Source organism: Imperialibacter sp., from assembly GCF_040222385.1.
In the GTDB taxonomy this organism is placed as follows: domain Bacteria; phylum Bacteroidota; class Bacteroidia; order Cytophagales; family Cyclobacteriaceae; genus Imperialibacter.
Genome location: NZ_JAVKDF010000040.1, coordinates 1 through 20,401, shown reverse-complemented (window position 1 = coordinate 20,401; position 20,401 = coordinate 1). Strand labels below are relative to the sequence as shown.

The following is a 20,401-nucleotide window of genomic DNA, read 5'->3' as shown; positions in this document are numbered from 1 at the left end:
AGACGGCGAGAGGGGAGGTCGACAGTGATCTCAACGAATATTAAGCCCCTGCAAGCAGGAGGTTACTTATGGCATTTGAAAAGCAGGACGTGAAATCCGTTATAGCACTCCACAGACAGAGAAATACCGTGTTTTAACTATTCAATTGATGCGATACTTTGGTAAGTTCATCCTGATTGCCAGCAAAAACAATATTTTCGGAATATTACATGTCTGATTCCTACTAATGGCACGAGTAAAAAGTGACAGAGCAAGACTATAAGGCCATGAAAAATGACCGGAAAGGCACATATATTTACCAGGCCTTTTACTTCCATAACCAGGTAAAGTCGCATTTTTACGCAGGTGATGCATTTCTTAGCTACCGAAAGGATATGACGCCCGATGAACTTATTGAGTTGGGATATGAAATAATGGAAAAAGGTGAATTTGTGCCAGAGTTGACCGGCAAGATTGAATCATTGCTAGGCAAGGGAAACTTTGTCTATGACTATTGAGAGTTTGAGCCCGACTACTTTTCATTGTACTGGTGGATCCGCAAAGAAGTGTATCATAAGAAGCTAGTCTTGATCCGTCAATGGGCGGAATACGAAGGAATTAGTGAATGGATGGAAATCAATGAGAAGGAAGTATGACGTGGCAGAGCGGTTTAGCATGCTCCACCTGCTTGGCAAGTTCTTGCTCGCCCATTGGGACAAGCAAAGAAAGGGGTCGGGGTTTGGTATTTGACATGCCCGTGAAATTACTTCAATGTACATGACTTTAAAGTTTAAACCCCGGAGGGTTGGCCTCCGGGGAATTCCAAGATGGTACGGCTAGAAGTCTGTCTCAAAAAAACCAAATTTTGTTTTTTCGACGACATTGAACAGACACAAAAGTGCCAATGAAAACATGGCTCTTCTCATGACTGTCTATTTCTTTTTCTTACCCTTTTTCGTCTTCAGCGAAGCCAGGTAGTCGAGGCTTTGAGGCACCTGCTTTAGGGCTCTGGACGACTCATCCTCAATAAAGTAATGCTTGATACCTATCTCCATAGCAGCTTCCATGGCCTCGGCAATGCCAACATCGCCCTGGCCCAGCACTACGTTGGTTTCAGGATCCTGACGGCCCTGCAGGTTGTCTTTGCTTCCTGGCTTCCTGTCCTTCAAATGTAGTGAAGTAAAGCGGGTAGGGTATTTTCTCAGCAACGCAGCAGGGTTTTGTCCAGGGTTGCGCATCCAAAACACGTCCATTTGAACGGTGACATATTCCGGGTTGGTATTGTCCATAAAATACTCGTACAAGGTGCCATTGCCTCCTTCGTAGTCAACAAACTCGTAACCATGGGCATGATAGGCGAAGGTCAGGCCGTTTTCCTTCAGGGTTTTTCCCGCCGCATTGAACACCTCCACCCCCTTCTTCATCTCCTCAAGGGTCATCTTTTCCTCAGTATGGGGAATCCAGTAGCAGAGCACAAATTTAGCATTGTAAAACTTCGCATTATCGATGATTGCCTGAAGCTCATCTGGTTTTTGCAGTGCGTCGAAGTTGCTACCAACTGCTACTACTTTGAGCCCGTATTTTTCGAGTAGCTTTTTATACGCCTCTTTATCAATGCCACGTGGAGTGCCTCCTTCAAGCTCTTTGACCCCGAGCTCTTTCAGCCGGGCCAGCGTCTTTTCCACATCTACTTTCATGAGCTCTCTCATGCTACCCATCTGAATGCCAATTTCCTGGGCCATTGTCGCCGAAGAGCCCGCCAAAAGGGCCAGCACCAGCAACAAAATCGTTCTTTTAGAGAAACGGGTTATCGTCTTGTTCATATTTTTTTATTTAGGGTGATTCACATGTTCATATTAGCCTTAATTTAAGGAATGTACAACACGTTTTCCACCAGTAATTGCACCAAACGGTTTTACCGGGAACTCCATTTGTATCAAAATGGGGTGGCATTATGTGAGAAAACTAACCAGTGAAAACTAAGTCAATGGGAATGCGCCATGATAATGGTTAAATTCCAACCTTGTAAATACTACATTTTACTTTTACCCTATGAGAACTACATCAAGTGACTGGCTCCGTGCGGGGGCTGCTTTTTTTATCTCCCTTTCGATTTTCTCCTGCTCTCCGTCAGAAAAGCAGTTCGATAAAACTCCTCAGCTAAGCACTCCTCAGGATACAATCAACCTTCCCGTTGTACAGTTACCGGAAGGAGCCGATACCACCAACGCCTATTGGCAAGGCATTGACCTTGAGCCGAAGAAACCTGTGATACCATTGCCCGTGAATGGAGAAAAGGCCAGGTTCTTGCTTCAGCCGGGCTACAGCCTTGAACCGATTTTAACAGAGCCGCAAATACAGCAACCGGGTGCCATCACTTTTGACGGCAACGGCAGAATGTATGTATTGGAACTACGCACCTACATGCTCACAGCTGATTCCGAAGGCACCCTGGAGCCAGTAAGTGCCATTTCCCGCTGGGAAGACAAAGACCATGATGGCATTTATGAGACAGGCGGAACATTTGTCGACAGCCTCGTTTTCCCGAGATTTGTTCTGGCCTTTGGTCCCAACAGTGTGCTGACCATGGAGTCGAACACTGACAATGTGTACATGTTCACCGACACCGACAATGATGGCAAGGCAGACAAAAAAGAGTTTTTTACCGATAATTTTGGCCGCCCCGGCAATGTGGAGCATCAGCAAGCATTTTTGTACTGGGGCATGGACAACTGGTTATACAGCACCGTGAACCCTTTTAGAGTCAGGTGGACTCCGAATGGTGTCATAAGAGAGGCTACAGGCTCCAACCACGCCCAGTGGGGAATTTCGCATGACGATGACGGCAAGCTCTGGTTTCAGGGTGGGTCTAACGGTTTACCCATGTCCTTTCAATTCCCGATTCATTACGGCGACTATATTGTAAAAGACGTGAATTACGCAGAGGGCTTCGATGTGCCCTGGGGAGCACCCGTAAAGATAGCCGATATGCAGGGAGGCATGGGAGCCGTAAGAATGCCTGAGGGAACCTTGAATAGAGTGACGGGCGCTGCTGGCAATGATGTGTACAGAGGCGACCGCCTGCCAAAGGAGCTTTACGGCCAATACTTCTATGGAGAGCCCGTAGCAAGAATCGTTAGGCAAATCAATCCAGTAGTTAACGAAGGTTTGACGACACTACACAACGTCTTTCAAGATCAAAAATCCGAATTTATTCGTTCCACCGATCCACTTTTCCGCCCGGTCGACATGACCACCGCCCCCGACGGCACCATGTACATCACCGATATGTACCATGGCATTATTCAGGAGGGAGAATGGACGCCGGTGGGCTCTTACCTGAGAGCGAAAATTGAGCAGTACCAACTCGACAAAGTAGTGGGGCTGGGAAGAATATGGAGGTTAAGCCATCAGGATTTTCAAAGAGACAAGACAAAGCCAAAGATGTACGACCAAAAATCGTCGGAACTTCTGGCGTACCTCAGTCACCCTAATGGCTGGTGGAGAGACATGGCTCAGCAGGTGCTGGTGCAACGCCAGGATAAGTCTGTAGCCCCTGAATTAGTTAAGATGGCTAAGACAAGTGACAACCTTTTGGCTCGTTTTCACGCTTTGTGGGTGCTCGAAGGTATCGGCGCACTCGACGCTGCTCTTGTCAGGGAAATGATGAAAGATTCCAATCCACGCATGCGTATCCAAGCGATGTGGGTGGGCGAAACGCTCTATAAGGCAGGCGACACTTCCCTAGGTGCTGACTACGTACGTATGATGAACGATGAGGACACCATGGTGAAAATGCGGGCGATGATGACAGGCAGGCTGCTTAAAATTCCGGGAACGGAAGAGGCTGTGAAGGCAGTAATGGCCGCAGATCAAACAGCCGGTGTGCAGTTGGTGGCGCAGCAGGTACTGGAACCAGTCGTAGTTAATTCATTCTTTGGGCGCAACAACCCCAACTATTCGGAAAAAGAGCAGGTGCTGCTTGAAAAAGGTGCCGATATATACAACAGCCTGTGTGCTACCTGCCATGGTACGCTGGGGCTCGGAGTTCCTGGCGGGCAAGGCAAGTTAATGGCACCATCGCTGGCCGCTTCAAAGCGAGTAAAGGGCCACCCGGACTATGTGATTAAGACTCTGCTGCACGGCCTCACAGGAGATATCGAAGGCACTTCGTACACAGGTATCATGATGACCCCCATGGGCAACAATGATGACGAATGGATTGCCGCAGCGGCATCGTTTATCAGGGCCAATTTTGAAAATGAATCGTCACTGGTTACCGCCGAAGACGTAGCCAGAGTGAGAGCAAGTACGACAGCACAAACCAAGTCGTATACATACCCTGAGCTGTTGGCCTCAGTTCCCAAAGTTTTGACGCCAGCAGACAACTGGAAAATGACTGCCAGCCACACTGCCAACACCAGAAAGGGAAGTACAGCATCGGCAAAGGGAGCCTTCAACTTCGAAGGCTGGACAACAGGCATTACCCAACAGGCGGGCATGTGGTACCAGGTGCAGTTGCCTAAACCTGCCACCATTACCGAAATCCATTTCACCTCGCCGCCCATCAGCCGGGGCTGGAGACCAGGCTCACCTCCTCCAATCCATACCTATCCAAAAGAGTATGATCTGGAAGTGTCGATGGACGGCAAGCAGTGGACAAAATTGCTGGAGAAGGCGAAAGGTGACAATGCTTCAATGGCTATTAGAATAGCTCCTGTAGAAACGAAATTCCTGCGCATGACTTTAACAAAATCCGATTCTATCGTGCATGGAGAATTCCGTGGACGCCCTGTCGACTTTGAGGTCACCTGGACCATGCGGGAGATGAAGCTTTATGGGTTTATGGAGTAGAAAGATCAACAGTTTTTCTCTTTACCAAAAAGTTTTTCGGATTTGACAGTTGGGGGAGGCAATCAAATTGCTTCCCTCAACTTTTGTATGGAGCCTGTTGATGCCTCAAATCAGCGCTCTTTAACTGCGTTTTGCTACCAAAACACTTTTTTCTGATGTAACTTTGCGCCACCAAAAAATATGTGGGCTGAAGTCAAATATCTGTTCCTCAAAGAGGTCACCCTTGAATGGAGGCAAAAGTATGCTTTCAACGGCCTACTGCTATTTACTGTCAGCACCATTTTCATCATCTACCTGAGTCTGCGAGTTAAAAATCAGGCCGGACTTCCCGACCATTTGTGGAATGCCCTCTTTTGGATCATCATCCTTTTCTCCGCCATCAATGCCATTGCCAAGAGCTTCCTTCAGGAGTCTCCCGGCAGGCAGTTATACTACTATATTTCGGTGCATCCGATAAGCCTGATTATGGCAAAAATGGTTTACAACAGCTTGCTGATGGTGGTGCTGGCCGTAATTGCCGTGGTAGTATACGGAACGGTTTTGGGCTATCCGGTCATCAACTCACTGATGTTCGCCTCAGTGGTGGCGCTTGCTTCCACAGGCATCTCATCAGTGCTCACGATGATGTCAGCCATTGCTTCAAAAGCTGGTAACAATACCGTACTTATGGCCATTTTGAGTCTGCCCTTGCTCATACCCATTCTCCTGCTGTCAATTAAAGCTGTAAAGAATGCTATTGATGACCTAACTTGGGCCGACACATCAGACGAACTAATTACGCTGGCGGCCGTAGATTGCATTGGAATTGCGTTGGGCTATGTGTTGTTTCCTTTTCTCTGGAAAAGCTGATATGGATAAATTGATAAGAAAATGGTGGTGGAAAATCCTGGCAGTTGTGCTCATGCTCTACGTAGTGTGTGCAGGTCTTCTTTTTGACGTTCCCCGGCTGGTGATTCTGAATGAAACCATCAGAGTGCTGCATTTTCACGTGCCCATGTGGTTCGGTATGATTTTGCTTTTGCTGGCCTCGGTAGTTTACGCCATTAAAAACCTTTCTAACCCCAGCCCAAAAAACGACATCTATAGTTTGGAGTTTGCCAACGTTGGTGTAGCATTTGGTGTGATGGGCATTGTAACTGGCATGATTTGGGCCAATTTTACCTGGGGAGAGCCCTGGAGCAACGACCCCAAACAAAACGCTTCCGCCATCGGCATCCTTATCTATTTCGCCTATTTTATACTTAGAGGATCGATAGAGGACGAAAACACCAAGGCAAGGATAAGTGCGGTTTACAACATATTTGCCTTTGCCATTTTAATCCCTCTTTTGTTTATCCTTCCCCGGCTTACCGACTCACTGCACCCCGGCAACGGCGGCAACCCAGGTTTCAATGCCTATGACCTGGATAGCAAACTGAGGAAGGTGTTTTACACCGCAGTTATTGGCTGGTCGCTCATAGGTTTTTGGATCGCCACCATCAGGATCAGAATGAGATTAGTTCAACATGTTACAGAGCAATAAAATGAAGCATACACTTTCCATAGCACTGCTTGCCACAGGCATGTTTTTGTCAACCAGCCTCTGGGCACAGGAAAAACATAAAATAGATGAAAACGATTATGCCAATCAATCTGTTGAAATGGCAGACGGCTTCCGGGCTGAAGGGAAAATCTATGTGGTAGTAGCAGTAATGGTGGCCCTATTGGGAGGATTTACCTTCTACGTGGTAAGAATGGACATGAAAGTGGCGGGGCTGGAAAAAAAGGTGGAGGAATTTCTGCACAGAAAATAAGGTTTAGGTAGTTGAAATATAAAAAGAGAGTCAATGAAAAAGTCGCACATATTCGGAATCATTATCATAGCCGTGGCTGTCATGGTTATTGTTTCCACAGCAGGTGACGCAAGCACCTATGTGAGCTTTGGAGAAGCACAGGAACTGGCTGCAAAAGGGAACTCGGGCATGATCCATGTGGTGGGAGCCCTGAAGAAAGACGAACAAGGTCAGCCGGTTGGCATCCAAACCAGCCCAGATATGCTTTCTTTTTCTTTCATCATGGTCGACCAGAACAACCTTGAGCAAGAAGTAATTTATAACGAGCCCATGCCTATGGACTTTCTGAGGTCGGAGCAGGTAGTGGTTGTTGGTTCATACAAAAAGAACATGTTCGTTGCCGACAAAATCCTGATGAAGTGCCCTTCAAAATATCAGGAGAATGAAATAAAAGTTGGAGAGGTCAGATAAGCCCGAAAAGTAGATGATACATACCTTTGTTGGTAATTTAGGTCACTTTTTAGTGATCACAGCGTTTGTTTCTGTTCTCATCAGCGCATTTTCATATTGGAAAGCCCAGCGTTCCGACGAAATTGCAAGGCCCTCGTGGCTCAGCTACGCACGCATCGCCTTTTACATTCACGGTGCTTCTGTTTTTGGTGTTGTTGCATCACTCTTCTACATTATCAACAGCCACTATTTCGAGTACCACTATGCCTGGAGCCACTCCTCTGCTGAGCTTCCGGTATACTATCAGATTGCCACATTCTGGAACGGCCAGGAAGGCTCTTTCCTGCTCTGGGCATTCTGGCATGTTATTCTTGGGGCGATCCTTATCAACACCAACAAGTTTTGGGAAGCACCCATCATGGCTGTTTTCGCAGCTGTGCAGGCCTTTCTTCTTTCAATGATCCTCGGGGTCGTTATTTTCAATGTCAAATTTGGAAGCTCTCCGTTCATCTTGCTGCGGGAGGCAATGAATGCGCCTATTTTTCAGCTCAACCCAGACTTCGTCCCCAAAGATGGCTCTGGCCTTAACCCTCTCCTTCAGAACTACTGGATGGTCATTCACCCCCCAACTTTGTTCCTTGGGTTTGCTACTACTATCATCCCTTTTGTGTATTGCATGGCTGGGCTTTGGATAGGGAAATACAAAGAGTGGATCAGACCCGCACTGCCCTGGGCGTTATTTTCAGCGGTAACACTTGGCGTTGGCATTTTGATGGGTGCCTACTGGGCCTACGAAACCCTCAATTTTGGCGGTTACTGGAACTGGGATCCCGTGGAGAATGCCATCTACGTGCCTTGGTTGGTGCTGGTAGCAGCTATCCACACGATGATCACCTTCAAGAAAAGCAACAACGCACTGAAGGCTGCCATGGTGCTGTCCATTACTACTTTCATTTTGGTGCTGTATGCCACCTTCCTTACCCGCTCTGGCATACTTGGAGACTCGTCTGTTCATTCGTTTACTGATCTCGGTCTTTCTGGCCAGCTCCTGGTCTATCTGATAACTTTTGCAGCACTGTCTATTTGGCTTTTAGCCAAAACGTGGGGCAAGATCCCAACTTCTGATGAGGAAGTATCCACCTACTCCAGGGAATTCTGGATCTTCATGGGGGCAGCCACTCTTTGTGTAATGGCCTTTCAGGTAATCATACCTACATCCATCCCTGTGTGGAATGCTATCGTCGAATTGTTTGGCGGCATATCCAACGTAGCACCTCCAGTTGATCAGGTCGCTTTCTACAGCAAGTGGCAAATTTGGCTTGCTGTGATTTTGGCTCTGCTATCGGGAACAGGGCAGTTTTTCTGGTGGAAAAAAGTGGACAAACAGAAGCTCAAAGAATCCCTCTTTTATCCTGCAGTTATCTCTTTACTGGCTTCCGGAATTATTATCGTCGTGGCTAAAGTCACTGAACCGGCCTACATCCTTTTGCTCACTGCAGGCATCTATTCCATTGTTGCCAACGGAAAAATTCTCTTTTTGCTGCTCAAATCAAATGCTAAGCTGGCAGGTGGTGCCGTGGCGCATATTGGCATTGCAATGATGCTCGTAGGTGTTCTCTTCTCCTCTGGCTATTCAAAAATCATTTCTATCAATAACACCGGAATGGTTTGGAATAAGGATTTTCCAGAAGAGATGAATACTAAGAACCTCTTGCTTTTTCAGCATGAGGCGGTGCAAATGGGAGACTATTCTTTAAATTATAAAGGCCTGCGAAAAGAGATAGATGGTTTTCCTGGCTTCGTTAGTACCAGCGCCATTGAGGCCTTTGGAGATAAGCACAAGGTGGTAGCAAGAAAGGACATTACGTGGAAAGGAAAGAAATACTTTTCCGAAGGAGACACACTGGTGCTCGACAACCCTGAAAATAGCTTCTTCGAAATTGAATATTCGAAAAGTGACGGGAAGAAATTTACCCTATACCCGAGATTCCAAATCAACGAGTCGATGGGAATGCAGGTCTATTCTCCAGATATCAAAAGAACACTCACCTCCGATTTATATACCCACGTAAGAACTTTTCCAGATCCTGAATCAGAGACAGAGTGGGGTGAAATGGAAGAAGTGACGGTAAAGGTAGGTGAAACTTTTTTTGTGAACGACTTCGTGGCCAGGGTGCAGGGCATTGAAAGAATAACGGAAATTCCACAAGTGACATTGGGGCCGGAAGATGTGGCAATCAAGGCGAGAATCGTTATTAGCGGCGCCGATGAAGACTATATTGTGGAGCCGATCTATTTGATAAAGGACAGAATGATTGGCCTGATACCAGAAGAGGTGAAGGACGTTGCTTCAAAAATTACCTTTCTTAATGTCCACCCAGAGGCCAACAGCTTCACTTTTGGGATCAACACGACACAAAAAGAGTGGGTTATTCTGGAGGCAGTAGTCAAGCCTTACATCAACGTACTTTGGACTGGCACACTTGTGATGGTGCTCGGTTTTGCCATGGCCATTCGCAGGCGCTACGTAGAGTTCATCAAAATGAGAGACAAGGGCCAGGAGGAATAAACCATTCAAGTAAAGTCGTTCAACAATCAAGTCAATTTTACTACCTTCATAGACGAACAATCAATCGACCTATGAAGGCTTCCAGAAGATCATTTTTCAGGCAAATGAGTGCCGCAGCCGGCGCCTTGTCTTTGTCAGGTATGGCAGCAAAGGCAGCCTCTTTCGAAGTGGCGGATGGATTGAAATCCCTGCAATCGCTCGACCCCATTACCGCCGCCGAAGACAACCTCTCGTGGGCAGCAGTCCGCCAGGCTTATACTGTTTCCCCCTCAATCATCAATCTCAACAATGGTGGTGTAAGCCCCCAGCCCAAAGTGGTGCAGGAAGCAAACGATCGCTACTACCACCTCAGCAACGAAGCGCCATCCTACTATATGTGGGGCATTCTCGACCAGGGTCGTGAGCCTTTACGTGAAAAACTGGCAAGTTTAGCGGGTTGCAGTCCTGAAGAAGTCGCCATTAACCGGAATGCCACCGAAGCGCTGGATACGGTGATCTACGGCATGGATTTGAAAAAGGGTGATGAAGTGATTCTCACCAGGCAGGACTATCCCAACATGATCAATGCCTGGAAGCAGCGTGAAATGAGAGACGGCATCAAGCTGATTTGGCTCAACCTGGACATGCCCACGGAAAATGCTGACTACGTAGTGAAGTCTTTCACAGATGCTGTGACTCCCAAAACCAAAGTCTTTCACATCACCCACATGATCAACTGGAACGGGCAGATCATGCCAGTGAAAAGGCTTTGTGAAGAGGCAAAAAAAAGAAATATTTTCTCGTTAGTAGACGGTGCCCACACATTTGCCCATATGGATTTCAAGGTACCCGATTTTGGCTGTGATGCCTATGGCACCAGCCTCCACAAATGGCTTTGCGCTCCATTTGGCACCGGCATGCTTTACCTGAGAAAAGAGCGCATCACTGAAATCTGGCCTATTTTCACTAACGATAACCCCAGGGGTGATAATATTCGCAAGTTTGAATCGCTTGGCACCCGTTCCTTTGCTCCGGAGCAGGCCATTGGCCAGGCAATCGATTTTCACAATGCCATTGGCCCAAAAAGAAAAGAAGAAAGGCTGAGGTACCTCAAAAATTACTGGTGCGAAAAGGTAAAAGACCACCCGAAAGTCAAACTCAACATTTCGCTCAAAGCTGACTTTAGCTGTGCCCTTGGCAACTTCACCATCGAGGGCAAGGAGCCTGGGGAAATCGCCACCCGGTTGTTCAATGACTACAAAATCCACGTGGTGGGCATCGTATGGGAAAACATCAAAGGAGTGAGAGTAACGCCACACGTGTATACACTTACCAGTGAATTAGATAAATTAGCTGCCGCAATACACAAAATAGCGGACAGTTAATGGCAGAACGATTTTCCTTCAGAGTAGCTCTTATCGGTTCGGGCAGGCTTGGCACACAGCTGGCAATGGCCCTGGAAAAAGGCGGCCACCGGATTTCAGAAATTTTCAATCCTTCTCAGAAATCGGCTGAGAAGCTGGCCTATAACCTCTATTCAAGTCAACTGGTCAACAGCCTCGATTTTTCGGACAGCGACTGCAACCTCTTCGTTATCGCCGTGCCCGACGAAGCCATAGAGCAGGTAGCCACAGAAATTGTGCTCCCCGATGAGGCCATCGTTGTTCATACGTCCGGCGCCACACCCATGAGCATCCTGGAAGTGACTGCCGCCGAAAACTTTGGTGTATTGTGGCCGCTTCAGAGCTTTAGCCATGGTGCAGCCATCAGCTTTTCACAGCTTCCGATTATTATAGAAGGCTCCAACGATCACACACTGGAAATCCTTAACCGTGTAGTGGCTTCTCTTGGCTCAGAGCCGGTGTTCATGGAAGAGGAAGAAAGGAAGAACCTGCACGTGGCGGCCGTGTTTGCCAGCAACTTCACCAATTTTATGCTGAGGTCGGCCGAGCGGGTGCTTGAAAAAGACGACATTTCTCTGGATATACTGAAACCTCTTGTGGTGGAAACTATTCGAAAAGCTTTTGAAATCGGGCCTGAAAATGCGCAAACCGGCCCGGCAGCAAGAGAAGATTTCACTACTATCGATGCTCAGACCTTACTTCTAGCCGATGATGAATCGCTGCAAAGAATGTACCGCATGATTTCTCAGGAAATCATCGACAGCAAATATGAGTCGGACGTGTAGTTTGAAATCCAGCGGTTCTGCACTTTCTTTGAACCTTAATTGGAGAAAATGGCAAAGTCGTCCCGGCCCAGGAATTTCTCATTCACCGGTCTTTTTAGGCTGACAAGGTTTCCTAACCTGCTTATTATTGCCCTCACTCAATACATGACGGCCCTCTTTCTTACGACCTCCACACACGGTTTATGGGCCATTTTCACCCACCCAGGCTTGTTTTGGCTCACCAGCTCTACACTCATGCTTGCAGCGGCTGGCTACATCATCAACGACTACTACGATGTAAAAATCGACTACATCAACAAACCCGAGCGGGTAATTGTGGGTAGAATATTGAAACGAAGAATTGCCATGATCTGGCAGCTGGGGCTTAACCTGGTCGGCATACTCATCGGCTTTTTCCTATCTCCCTGGATCGGGCTCATCCACTGTTTCTCTGCGTTCACATTGTGGCTCTATTCCAACCAACTCAAGCGACTTCCCTTTGTTGGTAACTTCAGCATTGCATTACTCACTGGCGTGTCGGTTCTCGTGGTAGCGGTTCTCTTCGGAGAAAAAAACTGGCTGATTTTCACCTATGCTTACTTTGCCTTTGGCATTACGCTCGTCAGGGAAATCATCAAAGACATGGAAGATCTGAAAGGTGACGAAACATTTGGTTGCAAAACTCTTCCCATTGTGTGGGGCATTCGCAAAACAAAGCAGTTCGTTTTGCTCCTCCTTATCGTTTTCGTTGCAAGCATATTCTACTTCGTTTTCAAAGCAAAAAACGAAGTGCTCAATACCTACTTCATGGTGATGATTATTCCGGCCGCTCTCTTTATCCTATATTTCTTGCGAGCCGACACCAAAGACAAATTTGCCAACCTGAGTACCTTTTGTAAGCTGTTTATATTGAGTGGTATCATCAGTATGGCTTTCTTTGCCGCCAATTAAAAATCATGAAAAAGAACCTGGCCATATTTGCCTCTGGAAGTGGGACAAACGCAGAAAACATTGTCAACCACTTCAAAGGCAACAACGACGTAGCCGTTAAGCTCATCCTGTCAAACAAAAAGGATGCGGGAGTGCTTGAACGAGCCAAAAACCTGGGAATTCCTTCTCATGTTTTTTCGAGACCTGACTTTTACGAAAACAATAATGTGCTGGAAGTACTAAAAGCTCACAGCGTTGACTGGGTGGTTCTAGCTGGATTCCTTTGGCTTATTCCTGACAATCTCATTAAAGCTTTCCCTGCCAAAATTATCAACATACACCCGGCACTGCTGCCCAAGTTCGGTGGCAAAGGCATGTATGGCGACAGAGTTCACCAGGCCGTAATTCAGGCAGGTGAAAAGGACAGCGGCATTACTATCCATTTGGTGAATGAAAAATATGATGAAGGCAAAATCCTCTTCCAGGCATCATGCGATATTGAAAAGGACGAAACGCCGCAAAGCCTGGCTGCCAAAATTCATCAGCTTGAATACGCCTATTTTCCTCAAGTAATACACGATCAGGTGATTCAGTAAAAAACACAGGGTTTTTTTCAACCTAACAATGCCTCACGCAGGCAAATTTTATTAGCTTTGCACCTTAATTTTCCTAGCCGTAAATGAGCCAAAAAAAAATCACTTCTGCTTTAATATCAGTTTATTACAAGGACGGCCTTGAGCCAATTATCCGTCAACTTCACTCGCTGGGTGTAAAGTTATACTCCACCGGAGGCACCCAATCATTCATTGAAAAGCTTGGCATAAAAGTGACACCAGTTGAGTCGCTTACAGCCTACCCGTCAATCTTCGGGGGCAGGGTAAAAACGCTCCATCCAAAAATATTTGGCGGCATTCTCTACCGCCGAGGCAACTATTCTGATATTGAAGAGGCCGGAAAATTTGAAATTCCATCTATCGATTTGGTCATTGTTGACCTGTATCCATTTGAAGAAACAGTGGCAGCAGGCGGAACCTCAGAGGAAATCATAGAAAAAATTGATATTGGAGGCATTTCGCTCATCAGGGCGGCGGCCAAAAACTTCCACGACGTTACCATAGTGGCGTCGAGAGACCTTTATCCAAGCCTGAGCACCCTGCTTGAAGAGAAGAAGGGTGAGACCTCCGAAACTGACAGAAAGAAATTTGCTGCCCATGCCTTCAGAATAAGCTCGGGTTATGATACGGCTATATTCAACTACTTCAATCAGGACGGCGAAATTCCATCGTTGCGAATAGCGGAAGACGAAGCCACTACTCTGAGATACGGCGAAAACCCTCACCAAAAGGGCGTTTTCTTTGGCGACATGGCCAAAATGTTTGATCAGCTCAATGGTAAAGAGCTCTCATACAACAACCTGGTGGATATTGATGCCGCTGTTTCGCTTGTGGAAGAATTTCCCAAAGAAACAGCCTTTATTATCATCAAGCACACCAACGCTTGTGGTGTGGCTGTGGCCTCAACGGTAAAAGATGCTTACCTCAAAGCTTTTGAAGCCGACACAGTTTCTGCCTTTGGCGGTGTGCTGGCAACTAATAAAAAAATTGATCTGGAAACGGCAGAGGAACTGAATAAGTTGTTTTTTGAGGTATTAATTGCTCCTGCATATGACGACGCAGCTTTAGAACTTCTAAAATCAAAGAAGAACAGGATCATCATGCAGCAGAAGGCGGGCATAGACACAAAGAAGCAAGCAAAAACCATTTTGAATGGCGTACTTGTGCAGGATCGTGACCTGCATACCGATGGCAAAAAGGACCTTAAGGTTGTGACAAAGGCCGAGCCCACTGGTGAGCAAATTGATGCGTTGCTGTTTGCCAGCAAGCTCGCCAAGCACACAAAGTCAAACACAATTGTCTTGGCAAAAGGGAACCAGCTACTGGCTAGCGGGGTTGGACAAACGTCCAGGGTTGATTCACTGAACCAGGCCATTGAAAAAGCAAAGAGCTTTGGGTTTGACCTAAAGGGGGCAGTTATGGCGTCGGATGCTTTCTTTCCTTTTCCCGACTGTGTAGAGATTGCGGACAAGGCAGGCATTGTGTCGGTTATTCAGCCAGGTGGTTCTATCAAGGACCAAGCATCGATCGACTATTGCGACCAACATGGCTTGTCTATGGTGTTTACCGGGTATCGCCATTTCAAACATTGATTAATATTAAAACACAACGAGATTATTAGTCTCAAATTTGTATTTTCGACACGTTTTCAGCGTAATTGAGCGAATTAAAATAAACAATGGGATTCTTAGATTTTTTCTCCAGCGATATAGCCATAGACTTGGGCACTGCCAACACCCTTATCATTCATAAGGACAAAATTGTAGTTGACGAGCCCTCGATTATTGCCATTGACAAAAACACCAACAAGGTATTAGCGATAGGACGTGAGGCCATGCAAATGCATGAAAAAACCCACGAAAACATCAAGACTATCCGTCCACTAAAAGACGGCGTGATTGCCGACTTCCATGCTGCTGAGCACATGATCAGAGGCATGATCAAAATGATCCATCAGGGTGGAAAGTCCTTTTTCCCAAGCTCCCACAGGATGGTTATTTGCATCCCGTCCGGCATTACTGAAGTGGAAAAAAGAGCGGTACGTGACTCCGCTGAGCACGCCGGTGCCAAAGAGGTTTACATGATTCCGGAGCCGATAGCTGCGGCCATCGGTATTGGCATCGACATCGAAAGACCTGTTGGTTCCATGATAGTGGACATCGGAGGTGGTACAACAGAGATTGCTGTCATCGCACTTTCGGGCATTGTGTGCGACCAGTCGATCCGGGTAGCCGGCGACACCTTCAACAAAGACATTCTCGACTATATGCGCCGCCAGCACAACCTGCTGATTGGTGAGCGTACCGCTGAGAGAGTAAAGATCGAAGTTGGCTCGGCCCTTACTGAACTCGACGAAGGGCCCGAAGATTTTGAAATCAGAGGCCGTGACTTGATGACGGGCATTCCAAAAGTGATCAAGATTTCCTATTCTGAAATCGCTTTCGCCATCGACAAGTCTGTATCGAAAATAGAAGAAGCCGTACTCAAAGCTTTGGAAATTTCCCCTCCGGAGCTTTCTGCGGACATCTATGACAACGGCATTCATTTGACGGGTGGCGGTGCGCTGCTGAGAGGTCTCGACAAGCGCCTGGCCATGAAAACTAAACTTCCGATCCACATTGCAGATGATCCATTAAGAGCTGTTGTGCGAGGAACCGGCCTTGCCTTGAAAAATCTTAATGCATACAAAGCGGTTTTGATGACCTAACCATTGAATGTATTCATTATTCCAATTTCTCTACCGAAATAGGGCTTTTCTAACCTTTCTGTTTTTAGAGGTAATAAGTTTTTGGCTGGTCTTAAACGACAGAAGCTATTTGGGGGCGAAGTTTTTCAACTCGTCCAACCGGCTGGCCGCCAATGTGCTGAGCGTTTCATCTAATGTATCTGACTACTTCTCTCTGGGTAAGGTAAACGCACAACTGGCTGAAGAAAACCGCCAACTGCACGAAATGTTGTTGAATCAACCCCCCAAAGGAATAGACCCGATCAGGGTTGACTCAGTTTCAATAGACTCATCTAATTATGTATATGAAATGTTGGCTGCCAAAGTCATCAATAATTCCACTAGAAGGGTCAACAACTATCTTACAATCAACAAGGGGTCGGATGACGGTATAGTCCCGGGTATGGGTGTGGTAGGCCCCCAGGGAATTGTGGGCAAAGTAAAATATTCTTCGAAGCATTTTTCATCGGTGATTTCGCTGCTGCACACTGAGTTTTTGATATCCACGGCCGTCAAACGAAATCAGGTGTACGGCACTTTGCGCTGGACATCGGGAGATGCCCTTTACGCTGATCTGCAATACGTCCCCCGACATGTAAACCTCCAGGTGGGAGACACCATTGTTACCTCCGGATTCAATACCATTTTCCCGGAAGGCTATCAGGCAGGTACCATCTCAGAATTTACTATTTCTGATGACGCCACGTTTTACACAGTTAAGGTGAAGCTCGCTACCGACTTCTACAGTCTCAGATACGTGTATGTAGTGAAAAATCTGTTGGCCGAAGAAAAAGACTCACTCGAACAAGTAACTATTCCAGATTATGAATAGAAGCAATTACATAAGTCTGGCTGCCGCATTTATTATTCTTGGATTACTCCAGGTGACTGTTCTCAAAAACCTCATTTTGGGCAACTATTCATCTTGCTTCATCTATATCCTACCCTTGCTTCTTATTCCTCTTGAGGTATCTGCCATAGCATTAATGGCTACTGGTTTTTTGTACGGAATCTCAATTGACACTTTTTATGACACGCCTGGAATTCATGCGGCCAGTGCTGTGTTAGTAATGTACTTGCGACCGGGGCTGATCAGAATACTAACTCCAGGCGGTGGGTACGACGCTGGAACGCAAATATCGGCTGCCGAGCTGGGTTGGGGATGGGTACTATCCTATTTTATTCCTCTGATCTTTATCCATCATGTAGCGCTTTTCTTTATAGAAGCAGGAAATCTGGGGATGTTTTGGGTAACTTTAGGTAAAGCAACTATGAGTTCAATTTTCACACTTGTGGTGAGCTTGATCATACTATATATAAGAATGCCTCAGAAAGGTAGCCGGCTATGAACGATAGCAGAAAACTATATATCCAAACTGGAATGGTGCTGGTGGGTGTTATACTACTGGTCAGGCTGTTCATTATCCAGATAGTTGACACCAGCTACAAAAGTGCTGCTGATAGTAACATCATTCAAAAAGTAATTGAGTATCCGTACAGGGGCGAAGTGTATGACCGCAATGGCAAACTGCTGGTGTACAACAGCCCGGTGTATGATATTCTGGGTGTGCCCAAGGAAATCGAAAACCTCGATACCGCCAAGTTCTGTCGCCTGTTCAATATATCCAAAGCTGACTTGATCGAACGGCTAAATGCAGCGAGAAAATACAGCCCCATCAAGGCATCAAAAATTGTGAACCTTCTGTCGCCGGAAGAATTTGCGAAAACACAGGACTACCTCATCGACTTTCCCGGATTTTATGTGTCGGCCAGAACAGTGCGGGGCTACACCACAAAAAGCGCCGCCAACGCCCTGGGCTATACTGGTGAAATTAGCAAAAGGCAACTTGACGCTGACCGCACTGGTTACTATAGCCAGGGAGACCACATCGGCATCAGCGGCCTCGAGTTGTCGTATGAGAGAGAACTGAGAGGCAAAAGAGGTGTGAAGTACAAACTTGTTAACGTTCGTGGGGTTGATAAGGGGAGCTTCAAAGACGGGTTATACGACACATTAAGTATTCCTGGCGAAAACATTACCACAACCCTGGACATTGAGCTTCAGCAATATGCAGAAAAGCTATTGGCAGGAAAAGTGGGAAGCATTGTAGCCATTGAGCCAGCCACTGGGGAAATCCTGGTTTTTGTGTCTGGTCCGTCGTACGATCCGGCGGTGTTGAGCGGCAGGGATTTTGGCACCAACTTTACAAAGCTTTCCCAAGACAGTCTGGTTCCCCTTTTTAACAGGCCCCTGATGGCAATGTACCGACCCGGCTCAGTTTTTAAAATCATGCAGGCCATGATCGGCTTGCAGGAAGGAGTGATTACCCCCAACACGGTGATCGCCTGCAACCAGAGTGTGATTGGTTGCCATTATCATGGCCCATCTGAGAATTTGCTGGGGGCCATCACCATGTCTTGCAATCCGTATTTTCATCAGGTGTTGAAGCGGGTAGTGAATCAGGATGTCTCCAGGGATACCTACGAAGATACCCGAATTGGGCTTGAGAAATGGCGGGGCAGAGTAGCCAACTTTGGTTTTGGCAGCACACTGGGAATAGATTTACCCAATGAAAAAGGTGGTATGGTGCCCAACGTAGCTTACTACGACAGGGCTTATAACAATCAACCCTGGAAATATTCTAACATCTATTCCATTGCCATAGGCGAGGGAGAGAACCTGGTCGTTCCGCTGCAAATGGCAAATTTTACTGCCACCGTGGCCAATCGTGGTTACTACTATACCCCTCACCTCATAAAAGCGATAAGCGACACAGGCAAGCCAAGGCCGGAATATGAAGTGCAGCACCACACCGGTATCAATCCCGAATACTTTGATATTGCTGTTGAAGCCATGCATAACGTAGTAGAACACGGCACTGGCCAATACAGAGCCAAACTGGACGATATCATCGTTTGTGGTAAGACCGGTACCGTACAAAATGCCAATAGCCCCGATCACTCGGCCTTCATCGCTTTTGCGCCGATGGATAACCCACGGATTGCTGTGTCAGTGTACGTAGAGAACGCAGGCCAGGGCGCAAGAGCCGCTGCTGCTATTTCTGGGCTAATTATCGAAAAATACCTCAAGGGAGAAAAAGCAAAATTGAGGATGGAACCCTATGTACTAAAAGGAGATTTTCTAGATGCGGACGAGAAGGCTAAGTTTAACCTCTAACCAGTTTGACTGGCTCGCAGTCTCTCTGTACTTCCTCCTTGTGCTCCTGGGGTGGTTGAACATATATGCAGCTGTGTACGATGATGAACTCGGCGCCAGCATCTTTGATTTCAGCATCAACTCAGGCCGCCAGCTAATTTGGATCAGTACCAGCGTCCTAATTATCCTCGTCATAAGCATTATCGATTTCAGGTTTTACGACTCATTTGCCTTCATTGTGCTGGGTGTCATTGTGGTCATGCTTGTCAGCGTGCTTATTTTCGGCTCCGAGGTGAAGGGCTCCAAATCGTGGTTTGGCATAGGTGCTTTTGGCATCCAGCCTTCGGAGTTTGCAAAATTTGCGACTGCACTGGCGCTGGCAAAGTTCCTCAGCCAGCCAACAATCAAGTTCGAGAAAATCAGCACCCAACTGATGAGCCTCGGCATTATTGCCGTGCCAGCTGCTCTGATTTTGTTGCAGGGCGACACCGGAACTGCCATGGTGTTTGCCTGCTTTATCATTGTGCTTTACAGGGAAGGGCTAAGCCCTGTCTTCTTCATGATTGGCTTTGCCTTCGTGCTCCTTTTCATTCTTACACTGCTGGTGAATAAGCTGGTGCTCATTATCGGGCTCTTAACGCTCGGTCTTTTGGCTGCGGCATTGTCTGGCAGAAATATCAAAAAAATTGGCGTTGTCATCGTGTCGACTGTGTTCATGTTTGGCTTTGTTCAGAGTGTCGACTTTATTATGAACAAAGTGCTGAAGCCCCACCAGCAAAAGCGGGTGATGCAGCTCATCGACCCGAACGCTGATCCACTCGGCGCTGGCTGGCAGGTGACTCAGTCTAAGATCGCCATTGGTTCAGGGGGCCTGTTTGGTAAGGGCTACCTGCAAGGCACACAAACGAAGTTCAACTTTGTGCCAGACCAGAGCACGGACAATATCTTTTGTACTGTTGGAGAGGAGCACGGCTGGTTTGGTGGACTTATTTTGATCGCCGCTTTTCTAGCGCTGCTCCTGCGAATTACTCAGCTAGCTGAACGCCAAAAATCCAAATTTGCCCGGGTATATGGTTACGGGGTAGCGTCCATTTTGTTCTTTCACTTTGCCTTTAACATTGCCATGACCATCGGGCTGTTTCCTGTTATTGGCATTCCACTGCCTTTTTTCAGCTATGGCGGTTCCTCACTTTGGGCATTCACCA

Annotated in this window: 18 protein-coding genes; 17 read left to right on the top strand and 1 reads right to left on the bottom strand. The window is 47.0% G+C overall.

The features are described from left to right. Positions 1–266 precede the first annotated feature (266 nt). Positions 267–497, top strand: coding sequence for a hypothetical protein (locus tag RIG68_RS21305; RefSeq protein ID WP_350126963.1), 231 nt, complete (start codon positions 267–269; stop codon positions 495–497). A gap of 414 nt (positions 498–911) precedes the next feature. On the opposite strand, the gene RIG68_RS21300 is transcribed toward RIG68_RS21305, so the two are convergent. Then, on the bottom strand, positions 912–1,802 hold the full coding sequence (locus tag RIG68_RS21300; RefSeq protein ID WP_350126960.1) for a sugar phosphate isomerase/epimerase family protein: 891 nt from the start codon (positions 1,800–1,802) through the stop codon (positions 912–914). A gap of 229 nt (positions 1,803–2,031) precedes the next feature. Here RIG68_RS21300 and RIG68_RS21295 point away from each other — a divergent pair, with 229 nt between their 5' ends. The 16 genes from RIG68_RS21295 to rodA all read left to right on the top strand — a co-directional run. Beyond that, positions 2,032–4,833 carry a DUF7133 domain-containing protein gene (locus RIG68_RS21295; protein ID WP_350126957.1) on the top strand — a complete coding sequence of 934 codons (2,802 nt, stop codon included), beginning with the start codon at positions 2,032–2,034 and terminating at the stop codon, positions 4,831–4,833. Between the two features lie 180 nt (positions 4,834–5,013). Beyond that, complete coding sequence (locus RIG68_RS21290; protein ID WP_350126954.1) at positions 5,014–5,682, top strand: heme exporter protein CcmB; 669 nt, start codon at positions 5,014–5,016, stop codon at positions 5,680–5,682. Between the two features lie 13 nt (positions 5,683–5,695). Next, positions 5,696–6,355: a cytochrome c biogenesis protein CcsA gene (gene ccsA, locus RIG68_RS21285; RefSeq protein WP_416868199.1), complete on the top strand. Its 660-nt coding sequence runs from the start codon at positions 5,696–5,698 to the stop codon at positions 6,353–6,355. 1 nt (position 6,356) lies between these two features. Then, positions 6,357–6,626 (top strand): CcmD family protein, encoded by a 270-nt coding sequence (locus RIG68_RS21280; protein ID WP_350126952.1) that lies wholly within the window; start codon positions 6,357–6,359, stop codon positions 6,624–6,626. Between the two features lie 33 nt (positions 6,627–6,659). Beyond that, positions 6,660–7,076, top strand: a complete 417-nt coding sequence (locus RIG68_RS21275) for a cytochrome c maturation protein CcmE domain-containing protein (RefSeq protein WP_350126950.1) — start codon at positions 6,660–6,662, stop codon at positions 7,074–7,076. A gap of 13 nt (positions 7,077–7,089) precedes the next feature. Then, a complete protein-coding gene (locus tag RIG68_RS21270; protein ID WP_350126948.1) occupies positions 7,090–9,624 on the top strand; it encodes a heme lyase CcmF/NrfE family subunit in 2,535 nt (844 codons plus the stop codon). A 71-nt stretch (positions 9,625–9,695) separates the two neighbouring features. After that, on the top strand, positions 9,696–10,988 hold the full coding sequence (locus RIG68_RS21265; RefSeq protein WP_350126945.1) for an aminotransferase class V-fold PLP-dependent enzyme: 1,293 nt from the start codon (positions 9,696–9,698) through the stop codon (positions 10,986–10,988). Beyond that, positions 10,988–11,791, top strand: a complete 804-nt coding sequence (locus RIG68_RS21260; protein ID WP_350126943.1) for a Rossmann-like and DUF2520 domain-containing protein — start codon at positions 10,988–10,990, stop codon at positions 11,789–11,791. The genes RIG68_RS21265 and RIG68_RS21260 overlap by 1 nt, the downstream gene beginning before the upstream one ends. Before the next feature lie 48 nt (positions 11,792–11,839). Beyond that, the gene (locus tag RIG68_RS21255) at positions 11,840–12,721 is read left to right on the top strand and encodes a geranylgeranylglycerol-phosphate geranylgeranyltransferase (RefSeq protein WP_350126941.1); all 882 of its coding nucleotides are present in this window, start codon (positions 11,840–11,842) and stop codon (positions 12,719–12,721) included. Between the two features lie 5 nt (positions 12,722–12,726). After that, complete coding sequence (gene purN / locus RIG68_RS21250) at positions 12,727–13,296, top strand: phosphoribosylglycinamide formyltransferase (protein WP_350072577.1); 570 nt, start codon at positions 12,727–12,729, stop codon at positions 13,294–13,296. Positions 13,297–13,379: 83 nt separating this feature from the next. Further along, positions 13,380–14,906: a bifunctional phosphoribosylaminoimidazolecarboxamide formyltransferase/IMP cyclohydrolase gene (gene purH, locus RIG68_RS21245; RefSeq protein WP_350126940.1), complete on the top strand. Its 1,527-nt coding sequence runs from the start codon at positions 13,380–13,382 to the stop codon at positions 14,904–14,906. A gap of 86 nt (positions 14,907–14,992) precedes the next feature. Beyond that, positions 14,993–16,021, top strand: coding sequence for a rod shape-determining protein (locus RIG68_RS21240; RefSeq protein WP_152001377.1), 1,029 nt, complete (start codon positions 14,993–14,995; stop codon positions 16,019–16,021). Positions 16,022–16,028: 7 nt separating this feature from the next. Further along, positions 16,029–16,871, top strand: a complete 843-nt coding sequence (mreC, locus tag RIG68_RS21235; RefSeq protein WP_350091936.1) for a rod shape-determining protein MreC — start codon at positions 16,029–16,031, stop codon at positions 16,869–16,871. Beyond that, the gene (locus tag RIG68_RS21230; RefSeq protein ID WP_152001379.1) at positions 16,864–17,388 is read left to right on the top strand and encodes a rod shape-determining protein MreD; all 525 of its coding nucleotides are present in this window, start codon (positions 16,864–16,866) and stop codon (positions 17,386–17,388) included. The genes mreC and RIG68_RS21230 overlap by 8 nt, the downstream gene beginning before the upstream one ends. Further along, positions 17,385–19,217 carry a peptidoglycan D,D-transpeptidase FtsI family protein gene (locus RIG68_RS21225; RefSeq protein ID WP_350126937.1) on the top strand — a complete coding sequence of 611 codons (1,833 nt, stop codon included), beginning with the start codon at positions 17,385–17,387 and terminating at the stop codon, positions 19,215–19,217. Before RIG68_RS21230 ends, RIG68_RS21225 begins: the two co-directional genes overlap by 4 nt. Continuing rightward, positions 19,186–20,401: rod shape-determining protein RodA (gene rodA / locus RIG68_RS21220; protein WP_350126934.1), on the top strand; the 1,216-nt coding region annotated here is incomplete at its 3' end. The genes RIG68_RS21225 and rodA, both read left to right, overlap by 32 nt.

Excerpts from the sequence above, each read along its gene's own strand:
- RIG68_RS21305 (WP_350126963.1), top strand. The coding sequence starts at position 267 with ATGAAAAATGACCGGAAAGGCACATATATTTACCAGGCCTTTTACTTC.
- RIG68_RS21300 (WP_350126960.1), bottom strand. The coding sequence starts at position 1,802 with ATGAACAAGACGATAACCCGTTTCTCTAAAAGAACGATTTTGTTGCTG.
- RIG68_RS21295 (WP_350126957.1), top strand. The coding sequence starts at position 2,032 with ATGAGAACTACATCAAGTGACTGGCTCCGTGCGGGGGCTGCTTTTTTT.
- RIG68_RS21290 (WP_350126954.1), top strand. The coding sequence starts at position 5,014 with ATGTGGGCTGAAGTCAAATATCTGTTCCTCAAAGAGGTCACCCTTGAA.
- RIG68_RS21280 (WP_350126952.1), top strand. The coding sequence starts at position 6,357 with ATGAAGCATACACTTTCCATAGCACTGCTTGCCACAGGCATGTTTTTG.
- RIG68_RS21275 (WP_350126950.1), top strand. The coding sequence starts at position 6,660 with ATGAAAAAGTCGCACATATTCGGAATCATTATCATAGCCGTGGCTGTC.
- RIG68_RS21270 (WP_350126948.1), top strand. The coding sequence starts at position 7,090 with ATGATACATACCTTTGTTGGTAATTTAGGTCACTTTTTAGTGATCACA.
- RIG68_RS21265 (WP_350126945.1), top strand. The coding sequence starts at position 9,696 with ATGAAGGCTTCCAGAAGATCATTTTTCAGGCAAATGAGTGCCGCAGCC.
- RIG68_RS21260 (WP_350126943.1), top strand. The coding sequence starts at position 10,988 with ATGGCAGAACGATTTTCCTTCAGAGTAGCTCTTATCGGTTCGGGCAGG.
- RIG68_RS21255 (WP_350126941.1), top strand. The coding sequence starts at position 11,840 with ATGGCAAAGTCGTCCCGGCCCAGGAATTTCTCATTCACCGGTCTTTTT.
- purN (WP_350072577.1), top strand. The coding sequence starts at position 12,727 with ATGAAAAAGAACCTGGCCATATTTGCCTCTGGAAGTGGGACAAACGCA.
- purH (WP_350126940.1), top strand. The coding sequence starts at position 13,380 with ATGAGCCAAAAAAAAATCACTTCTGCTTTAATATCAGTTTATTACAAG.
- RIG68_RS21240 (WP_152001377.1), top strand. The coding sequence starts at position 14,993 with ATGGGATTCTTAGATTTTTTCTCCAGCGATATAGCCATAGACTTGGGC.
- mreC (WP_350091936.1), top strand. The coding sequence starts at position 16,029 with ATGTATTCATTATTCCAATTTCTCTACCGAAATAGGGCTTTTCTAACC.
- RIG68_RS21230 (WP_152001379.1), top strand. The coding sequence starts at position 16,864 with ATGAATAGAAGCAATTACATAAGTCTGGCTGCCGCATTTATTATTCTT.
- RIG68_RS21225 (WP_350126937.1), top strand. The coding sequence starts at position 17,385 with ATGAACGATAGCAGAAAACTATATATCCAAACTGGAATGGTGCTGGTG.